Annotated in this window: 7 protein-coding genes; 3 read left to right on the forward strand and 4 right to left on the reverse strand. The window is 75.1% G+C overall.

Annotated features, from left to right (window positions below):
- Nucleotides 1-115: 115 nt before the first annotated feature.
- Nucleotides 116-1,687 carry an ABC transporter substrate-binding protein gene (locus DZF91_RS33100; RefSeq protein WP_117360984.1) on the reverse strand — a complete coding sequence of 524 codons (1,572 nt, stop codon included), beginning with the start codon at nt 1,685-1,687 and terminating at the stop codon, nt 116-118.
- 38 nt (nt 1,688-1,725) lie between these two features.
- Complete coding sequence (locus DZF91_RS33105) at nt 1,726-3,090, reverse strand: serine hydrolase domain-containing protein (protein WP_117360990.1); 1,365 nt, start codon at nt 3,088-3,090, stop codon at nt 1,726-1,728.
- Nucleotides 3,091-3,274: 184 nt separating this feature from the next.
- Here DZF91_RS33105 and DZF91_RS33110 point away from each other — a divergent pair, with 184 nt between their 5' ends.
- Together DZF91_RS33110 and DZF91_RS33115 are read left to right on the forward strand one after the other, a co-directional pair.
- Entirely contained in the window at nt 3,275-4,117 is an 843-nt protein-coding gene (locus DZF91_RS33110) for a M55 family metallopeptidase (RefSeq protein WP_117360985.1), read from the forward strand.
- 545 nt (nt 4,118-4,662) lie between these two features.
- The gene (locus DZF91_RS33115) at nt 4,663-5,598 is read left to right on the forward strand and encodes a hypothetical protein (RefSeq protein ID WP_117360986.1); all 936 of its coding nucleotides are present in this window, start codon (nt 4,663-4,665) and stop codon (nt 5,596-5,598) included.
- A gap of 55 nt (nt 5,599-5,653) precedes the next feature.
- On the opposite strand, the gene DZF91_RS33120 is transcribed toward DZF91_RS33115, so the two are convergent.
- Nucleotides 5,654-6,814: a helix-turn-helix domain-containing protein gene (locus tag DZF91_RS33120; RefSeq protein ID WP_117360987.1), complete on the reverse strand. Its 1,161-nt coding sequence runs from the start codon at nt 6,812-6,814 to the stop codon at nt 5,654-5,656.
- 111 nt (nt 6,815-6,925) lie between these two features.
- On the opposite strand from DZF91_RS33120, the gene DZF91_RS33125 reads away from it, so the two are divergent.
- Complete coding sequence (locus DZF91_RS33125; RefSeq protein ID WP_117360988.1) at nt 6,926-8,512, forward strand: serine/threonine-protein kinase; 1,587 nt, start codon at nt 6,926-6,928, stop codon at nt 8,510-8,512.
- A 39-nt stretch (nt 8,513-8,551) separates the two neighbouring features.
- Here the strand turns inward: DZF91_RS33125 and DZF91_RS33130 are convergent, their stop codons facing one another.
- Nucleotides 8,552-9,097, reverse strand: coding sequence for a MauE/DoxX family redox-associated membrane protein (locus DZF91_RS33130; protein WP_158588103.1), 546 nt, complete (start codon nt 9,095-9,097; stop codon nt 8,552-8,554).
- Between the last annotated feature and the right edge of the window lie 219 nt (nt 9,098-9,316).

Consider the following 9,316-nt stretch of genomic DNA (forward strand, 5'->3'; position numbering starts at 1 on the left):
CCTCGTTCCGCCGTCTCGGGCGCCGGGCGTGCCGCGCCGGGGTCTGCCGGGCCGACGTCCGCCGGGCCGGGACGGGCCGTCCCGGCGGACAGGCGCGCCGGAGGGTTGGGGGCGCTCATCCGGCCGTCCTGCGCAGCGTGTGCGGGAGCGGTCCCGCGCCGTCCAGCCGGAAGGTCACGCCCTTGCCGTAGTAGGTCTCCTCCGAGGTCGCGAACGGCACCACGTCCAGGCGCTTGACCAGGGCGCTCTCGGCCTGCGTCCACAGGGGGCAGCCGGCGGTGCCGAGCTTGGCCATCGCCTGCCCGGACAGCCGCCGGTAGTCGGGGTTGTCGATGCCGCCGAAGTTGGAGCCCTTCGGCAGCCGCGGCCCGTCGTAGAACCGGACGAGCTGGTCGGGCAGATTAACGACGATCGGCTGCCAGGCGACGTCCCATCCGTCGGAGCCCATCACGGTGGTGACGGTCGCGGGCGTCACGGTCTTGGTGGCGACCTTCACGCCGAACGCGGTCCACTGCTGCGCGGCCAGTTCGACGGCCGCCGTCACGCGCGGGCCGAGGGTGGTCGGGTAGGTCACGGTCAGCTGGAGCGGCTTGCCGTCCTTGGTCCACTGGCCGCCGCTCCTGGCCCATCCGGCCGCGGTCAGGTCCGCCGCCGCGCGGGCCGGGTCGTGTCCGGGCACGTTGCCGGTCACCGAGTCCTGCGGGCAGGGCGTGGGCGCGGTCTCGCCGAGGTTGGTCGGCGCGACGTTGCGTCCGCCGCTCGCCACGGACCCGACCTGCGCCAGGTCGAGGGCGGTGACCAGCGCGCGCCGGACGGCCGGGTCGCCGGTCGCGTGGCCCGGCGCCTCGTTGAAGAGCCACTGCCCGATCACCGTCCGGATGCCCTGGTGCGCGACGCGGGCGGCCTCCAGCCGCTGCCGGTCCGAGCCGTTCAGCTGCACCAGGTTGACCTGGCCGGACATCAGCAGGTTCGCGGCGGTGGACTCGTTGGTGACGACCTTGAAGACCACCTTGTCGGGCGCGGCGGACATGTCCGCGCCGCCCGGTGTCCACGTGACGTCCGGCCGCTTGACGTAGGTGTAGTGGTCGCTCGGCACGGCCTCGGTCAGCCGGTAGGGCCCGGACGCCGCGGTGGTACGGGACAGCGCCTTGGTGTCGGCGAGGTTCTTGCGGCACACCAGCGGCAGCAGGTTCGCCATCTGCAGGATGAACGGCGAGGGCCGGGCGGTCTTCACGGTGACCGTCCGGGCCGCCGGGTCGGCGGTGGCCTTGGCCGTGAACGGCACCGACAGGCCGAGCATCGGCGAGGCGTTGCGCGGGTCGCCGATGTGGTTGTACTCGGCGGCCACGTCCTCGGCCGTCAGCGGCGACCCGTCCTGGCAGGTCACGCCCTGCCTGATGGTGAACGTCGCGGAGGTGAGGCCGGCCGTCCAGCGTTCGGCGACGCCGCCGACCAGGGTCCCGTCCGCGCCGAGCTGGACGAGCCGGGCGTAGCCGAAGCCGTTCATGAAGATGGCCGTGGAGCTCAGCGCGTTGAGCGGGTCGAGCGAGCCGGGATCGGCGGAGACCGCGATCGTGACGGTGCCCCGGCCGCCTCCCGCGGACGTCCCGCCGCCGCCCGCGCAGCCGGTCGCGGCCAGCCCGAGGGCGGCGACCACTGCGGCGGCCCTGGCCGTTGGTGTTCTCATGCTGGTGCTCCTCGAAGGTCGGACGCGCCGGTGTCGGGTCAGGCGCGCGGGATCGCGCGGCCCAGGTGCAGGAAGTCGGCGTGCGGCCCGTCGCCGAGGAACACGTGGACGGTGTGCCGGCCCTCCTGCGGTTCGCGGGCGATGAGGGTCCGGGCGTCCAGGGGCACCATCGTCTCGGTGCTGCCCAGCGTCTCGCCGGGCAGTTCGGCCAGCGAGCCCAGCGGGCGGACGGTCACCGACAGGCCGCCCTCGACCTCGGCGACGTCGGCGCGGAGCGTCCCGGACTCGTACCGGCCGGCGAAGTAGCGGGGGTCGACGGTGGGCGGGTCGGCGGGCGGCAACGGCAGCGGCGGGACCTTCACGCCGGCCAGCTCGTCCAGCAGCTCGGCGATCAGCGGGTACAGCCCGTAGAAGTCGCCGCCGCCGGTCAGCAGCGCGACGGCGACGTCCGCGCCGGGGACGAGCCGCAGCAGCGAGATCTGCCCGAGCGTCCCGCCGTCGTGCCCGATGACCAGGCCGCCCTCGTAGTCGAACAGCTCCCACCCGAGGCCCCACTGCTGGCCGAGCGGCGGGATGAGCGGCACGTCGGCCTGCGGCTCGCGCATCGCGAGCGCGCCCGCCTCCGACAGCACCCGGGTGCCGTCCGGGGCGAGGCCGCCGCTGAGGTGCATCGCCGCGAAGCGCAGCTGGTCGCGGGCGGTCAGCGTCAGCGTGGACCCGGCGGGCGCGTTCGAGCGCGGCATCGCCCAGGCGGGGCCCTTCACCAGCGTGCCGTCCGGTCCGGTCACGTGCCCCATCGAGACGCGGTGGACGATCGCCTCGGCGGGCGAGGTCGCGATGTGCGTCATGCCGAGCGGCACGGCGATCCGCTCGCGCAGCGCCGCCTCCCACGTCTGCCCGGTCAGCACCTCGACGATCCGGCCGAGCACGACGTACCCGCTGTTGCAGTACGACCACCGCTCGCCCGGCGGGAACAGCTGGCGGGCCCGCTCGCCCAGGCCCGCCACGAACCGCTCGACGGCGTCGTCGCCGGGGCCGTGGTCGTCGAAGATGTCGCCCTCGAACCCGGCGACGTGGCACAGCAGCTGCCGGACGGTGACCGACGCGCTCGCGGCCTCGTCCGCGACCCGGAACCCGGGCAGGTAGCGGGCGACGGGCGCGTCCAGGTCCACCAGGCCCTCGTCGACGAGCTGCATGACCAGCGTCGCCGTCCAGACCTTGGTGATCGAGCCGGTCTGGAACACCGAGTCGACCGTCACCGGGTAGCCGGTCTCCAGGTCCAGCACGCCGTACGCGGCCTCGACGACCTCGGTCCCGCGCCGCACCGCCAGGACCGCGCCGGGGATGCCGTGCCGCCCGGCCGCCTCGGCCAGCCGTTCCTGGAGTTCCTGTGGCGTCACCATCGTCACCCTCGTCACCTCCGTCCGGGCGGCGCGTTGCCGCCGGGTGGCTGAACGGTAGGCACCCGGCCGCGGGACACGATTCGTGCGGTGACACGAAAAACACGGCCGATCCATGTGGCGGGCTCCGAAGCCTCCGAGCGCCCGGCCACGGATACTCGCGACACGAACCCCCGAAGGGAGCCGTATGGACGTCTACATCTCGGTGGACATGGAGGGCATCGCCGGCATCGCCACGATGGACCAGATCGTGCGCGGCGGACACGCCTACCCCCGTTCCCAGGAGCTGATGACCGCCGAGGCCAACGCCGCGATCGCCGGCGCGTTCGACGCCGGGGCCGACACGGTCGTGGTCAACGACAGCCACGGCACCATGGACAACTTCCTGCAGGACGAACTGGACGAGCGGGCGCGGCTGGTCACCGGCTCCCCCAAGGCCCAGTGCATGGCGCACGGGCTGGACGGGCGGCACGGCGTCGCGCTGTTCGTCGGCTACCACGCGCCGGGCGGCTGCCCGGGCGTGCTCGCGCACAGCTTCTCGTCCTGGTTCACCTGGATGCGGCTCAACGACCGGCTGGTGTCGGAGGCCGAGGTCAACGCGCTGCTGGCGGCCGAGCACGGCGTCCCGGTCGGGCTGGTCACCGGCGACGACCAGATCTGCGCGCTGGCCGAACGCGTCTTCCCCGGCGTCGTCACGGCCCCGGTGAAGACCGCCGAGGGCCACACCGCGACCGACAGCCTGCACCCGCGGCGCGCGCAGGCCCTCATCCGCGAGGCCGCCGCGGCGGCGGTCAAGAACGCCCCGGAGCTCCGTCCCGTCCCGATCCCCGACCGGCTCGACCTGACCGTCGGCTTCCAGCTGCCCGCCGCGGCCGAGGCCGCCGCCGACGTCCCCGGTGCCGAGCGCGTGGACGAGCACACCGTCACGTGTCCGGTCCCCGACCTGCGGCAGCTCATGGGACTGATCGGCATCTGGTACGGCGTGGCCGCCCTCGCCGCGCGGACCCGCCTGCCGCTCATCGACCGCTGATCCCCTCCCCCTCTCCCCAGGAGCGACTTCCCGCGGACGGTGGCCTGCTTCGGTCACCGTGCGTATCAGGCGTCTGAGCCGCAGCGATGCGTCACGCGCAAGGAACAGGCCGCGCTGCTGGACGGCGCCCCCGTCCCGGCGACGCCCTCCTGACCCCGGTCCGCTGTGGACCCGGCATCGCGGCGGCGGCTGACCGAGGGACGGTCCGGCACCAGTGGTCGTCCCTCGTCGGGCACCGGCGTCGGGGCGGGTGAGGCGGCGCGGCCCAGCGCGGTGGCCGCGGTCGCCTCACCCGCGCGTGCCGCCGGTCCCGCCCCCGCGGGAACCGGGACGACCGGTGCGGTGCTCATGCCCCGGTACCGGCGTGGAAGGGCGGCGGCGGAACGGCGGCGCATGTTCGGAAACGCGCGGCGAACGCCGTGGTCACGGGCGCGCCTTGTTGTCAGGGGTTGTCCGGCACTGGCCGGACAACCCCTTGAGCTGGCCCGATAGGCGGACGACCGGGCCGGACGGCGGCCCGGACCTCCCCTGGACTGGAGCCGCCCATGTACGACCGGCCCGCCTCCCTGGCCGCCCCGCAGGGACGCCGCGTCATCCCCGAACAGGTGCACGCGGCGGCGTTCCTCGCCTACACGCTCGCGGCGGCGATGTTCGGTTTCGCGGTCGCCGGGAGCGTGTTCACGTTCGCCGAGCCGACGGGGCGGACCTTCGACGGGACGCCGTGCTACGGCACCACCAACGGGGTCTGCCAGAAGGACCCGTCGGCGGCACCGGCGGGGATGGTGCTGGCGCTGCTCCTGCTGGCCCTGTTCACGGCGGCTGCGGGGCTGGCGGTGCACTTCGGGATCCAGCGCGCGCGTCCCGTGCTGGTGCTGGTGGCGGCGCTCGGCGGGATCGGCGGGCTGCTCCTGCTCAACGCGCCGGGCGCAGGCACGAAGGTCGCGGCGTTCATCAGCGCGGGCGCGTGCGTGGCGATGGCGCGGCTGCCGTACGGGGCCGCGGGCGCGCGCTACTTCGGCGGCCTCACCCCGACGCGGGCGGAGGCGCTGACCGCGCCGGACCGGGCCCGTCCGTCCACCGCGCCGGGATCGGTGTGGCTGGCGGCGGCGTTCTTCACCGTGCTGACAGCGATCAGCCTGTTCGGGGCGCTGGTGGGGCTGGCCCTCGCGCCCGCGGTCTTCCCGTTGGCGGCGGCCGACGCCGGGCTCATGGGCGCGGTCGCGGTCGGGCTCGTCCGGGGGAGGTCGTGGGCGCGGGCGTACGCGATCACCGCGCTCGTGCTGGCGCTGGCGGGCGGGGTCGCGGTGCTGGTCCAGCTGGGGGACATCGCGAGTCCCCGACACGAGCCGTTCGCGTCCAAGCCTCCGTCGGTGGCCGGCGGGGTCGTCCTCACCCTGGTCCTGATGACGGTGGACGCCCTGGTGCTGTGGTCGCTGGCGAGCGAGCGCCGCGCGGTCGACTTCTTCGCGCGCGGTGTCTGAGGGCGTGGGACGGTCCGGGCGCGCCGGGGCGGCGGCGGGGCCGGACGCCGGGCGGTCAGGGGCGTCCCAGGCACCGGGTGTGGGCGGTGCCGACCGCGTCCTGGCCTGTCATCCGGACGGTGGCGGTCCCGGTCACGCAGCCGATGCCGACCAGCAGCAGGTTGGAGTAGCTGGAGTCGAGGTGGCCCATGCGCCAGAACGAGGCGGTGCCGTCGATCGGCCGGTCCACCTGCACCGTCAACGACGCCACCGAGTTCTCGGTCGGGTGGGGGTTGAGCCCCGGCGTCGGGACGAACCGGGTCCACGCGCCCGCGCACCGCGGGGAGTAGAACAGGTACACCGTTCCCACCTGCGTCCCGGCCATGAGTGTACGGCCGTGCAGCGTGGCCGGGCGGTCGAGCCGCACCGGGACGTTGTCGCGGGGGAAGCCGTCCGGGTTGCATCCGGCGATCTTGGGATCGGTGCCGTCGTCGACCGGGACGAACTCGGTCGACCGGGGCGACGGCTCGGCCGAACGCGCCGGGGCGTGGACGGGCCGGAGCCACCACCCGCACGTCCCCGCGACCACCGCGACGACGACGGCGACCGCCGCGTAGCGGCCGAGCGCGCCGCCGCCCGGCCGGTTCCCGGAAAGCCCACCGGGAGGACGCCCGGGAAGCGTCTGCCTCGGCGCGGGCCCGCCCCCGGGGGACGTCGGCTCGGCACCCCCCGCGGACGAGGACGCGACGCCGTCCGGACGCGTCGCGTCACCGGACGCAGCCGCGACCCCGGAAGCGGCCACCTCGGAGCCGACGGACACACCGGTCCCGCCGCCCGAGGCGTCCGCGACCGCAGCGGTCCCCGTACCCGAGGCATCCGCGGCGGCACCGACCCCCGTGCTCGAGGCGTCCGCGACGGCACCGGTGGCCGCCGTGTCCGCGGCGCTCGCCGCCGACCGCGGGACGAGCCCTTCCGCGAGCTGCCGGTGCAGGTGCCAGCGCGCCTCCCACTCGGCCGGGTCGCCTCCGCACGCCCGGACGAACGCCAGCGTCACCGCCAGCGTGGGCAGCCGCTCGCCCCGCGTCGCGTCCGAAAGGACCGTGTGGGAGTAGTTGGCCCGGGAGGCCAGCACCCGGTACGAGGGGTTGCCCGCCGCGCGGCGCAGCTTCCGCAACTCGTCGGCGAAGGCCGGTACGGGTCCGGCGTCCCGGTCCAGCGGCCGTTCCGGTCTGCCCACCAGGCGCCTCCCCGGCGTCCACGTCTTCTCGAGTGATCGACCGCATTCAAGACCGTCCGCGCTCTCCCATCAACCGGTTCGGGAAAAGGGCGGACCCTTTCCAGGAGAACCATGTCATCCGATTTTCCGCCCCTGTCCCCCGACGACCCGCGCGAGATCGCGGGCTACCCGCTGCTGGCCGTGCTGGGCCAGGGCGGCATGGGCAAGGTGTACCTGTCGGTCACCCGCGGCGGGCGCCCGCTGGCGGTCAAGACCATCCGCCCGGAGTTCGCCGCCGATCCGGAGTTCCGCAGCCGGTTCCGGCAGGAGGTCGAGGCCGCCCAGCGCGTCGCGAGCCCCTACACCGCCGCGCTGGTGGACGCCGACCCCGATGCCCCCGCGCCCTGGCTGGCGACCGCCTACGTCGCGGGCCCCTCACTGCAGCGGGCCGTCCGGCAGTGGGGTCCGCTGCCCGGCGGGAGTCTGCTCCACCTGGCGGCCGGGATCGCCGACGCGCTCACCGCCATCCACGCCGCGGGGGTGGTGCACCGCGACCTCAAGCCGTCCAACGTCCTGCTGGCCGCCGACGGGCCGCGCGTCATCGACTTCGGCATCGCGCGCGCCGCCGAGGCCACCAGCCTGACCGTGGCCGGCGCGCGGATCGGCACCCCGGCGTTCATGGCCCCCGAGCAGGTCCGGGGCGAGCCCGTCACCTCCGCGACCGACGTGTTCGCCCTCGGCCAGGTGCTGGTCTTCGGCGCGACCGGGCGGGCCGCCTTCGGGGAGGGCGCGACCGACACGCTGTTCCACCGGATCGTCTCCGCTCCCCCGAACCTGGACGGCTGCGAGGGCGTCGTGCGCGCCCTGGCCGAACACTGCCTGGCCAAGGACCCGGCCGCGCGGCCCTCCACCCCCGAGATCGCCCGGCTGGCCCGCGCCGAACTGCCGCACCCTCCGGCGGAGGGCTGGCTTCCCGAGGCGCTGGCCGTCACGCTGCCCGGCTACGTCCCGCCGCCGGCCACCCTCACCTCGCTCCCCCCGGCGACCTTGCCACCGGGGACGCGGGGCAGGGCGGGGACGGAGACGGGGACCGGGACGAGGGTACGGACGCCGCTCCTGGCGGGGGCGAGCGCGGGAGCGGCCGTCCTGCTCGCGGGCGGTGTCCTGTTCGCGTTCAACCAGCACGGCTCGCCGCCGGCCCACCCGACCGGCGCGGCGACCGGCGCGGCCACCTCCTCGGCTCCGGCCCGGTCGGTGTCGGAGCCCTCCCCGACCGCCTCCGCCACCACGGCCGCCGCCTACGCGCCCGAGTACCAGGACGTCTCCATCGACCTGCCGGGCGGCACGTGCACGGAGGGCTCGTCCTTCCAGTACGGCCTCGAACTCGCCCCCACCGGTCCGAAGGTGCACGTCGACGCCAACGACGCGATGGTCTACGACTGCCTCACCAACGACCACGTCCCCGAACTCACCATCTGGGACTGGACGGGCCAGGGCGCCGTCGTGTCCGGCGACCCCGCACCGGCGGCCTGCGTGAACGCCGTCGAGCACAGTCCGCTCGGCGCTCCCCTGCGCTTCGCGGACCTCCGCAAGGACACCCGCCTCTGCGTGGTCACCACCAAGGGGCAGGTGCTGCTCTTCAAGGTCACCAAGCGGAACCCGGCGCGTTACGGGCTCACGTTCTCGGTCTCCGGCTGGTCCACGCCCAGCCGGAACTGACGCGGGCGGCTCCGCCCGGACTCAGCGGGCTCGGCGGACTCAGCGGCCGACGCCGCCGGCGGTGGTCGGGGTCCGGAAGAGCGCGGCGATGTCGTCGACGAGGACGGTCAGCGCGGTGAGCAGACCCGCCGACACGACGGCCAGCACGATCCCGGCCACCTCGCCCGGCACGCCGGTGCCGACCGACAGCGCCACCGCCGAGCCCAGCACCGCCGCGGCCAGCAGCACCGCGTTGCGGGCGATGTGCCACCCGCTCATCGGCACCTCGTTGCCCGCGCCGAAGCACGCGCACTTCACGGTCGTCCCGCGGGCGACCACGAGGGTCGGGACGGCCGTCAGCCCGGCGCAGAACACCGCGGCGGCGAGGAACCCGGCGGTGACGGTGGCGGGCACGGCCAGCAGCAGCGTGATGAGCAGTTCGGCGGCCGGGACCCCGAGGGCCAGCGGGCGGCGCAGCCCCGCCGGGATGAAGTCGAACCCCTCGAGCGAGGCGGCGAACGTCCTCGGCGAGCGCAGCTTGCCCACCGCCGCCAGGGTCATCACCGCGGCCAGGGCGAGGCGGCAGCCGAGCGATACGTACAGCACGGAAGCTCCTGACGACGGGACCGGCCGGACACGGGACGGGCAGGGAACGGACAGGGCCACACGGTCTGCGCGGCCCCGGAGGTCGGTCCCCTCCCGGGCCACCCGTTCATGATCACCCAAAAGGGGTCGGCCCGCAATGGCCGGTCCGGCCGCGGCGGCCGGAGGGCGGGCCGCGCCGGCCGGAGGGCGGCCGGTGCGGATCAGGCGGCGGGGGCGTCC

The organism is Actinomadura logoneensis, from assembly GCF_003428695.1.
Taxonomy (GTDB): Bacteria; Actinomycetota; Actinomycetes; order Streptosporangiales; family Streptosporangiaceae; genus Spirillospora; species Spirillospora logoneensis.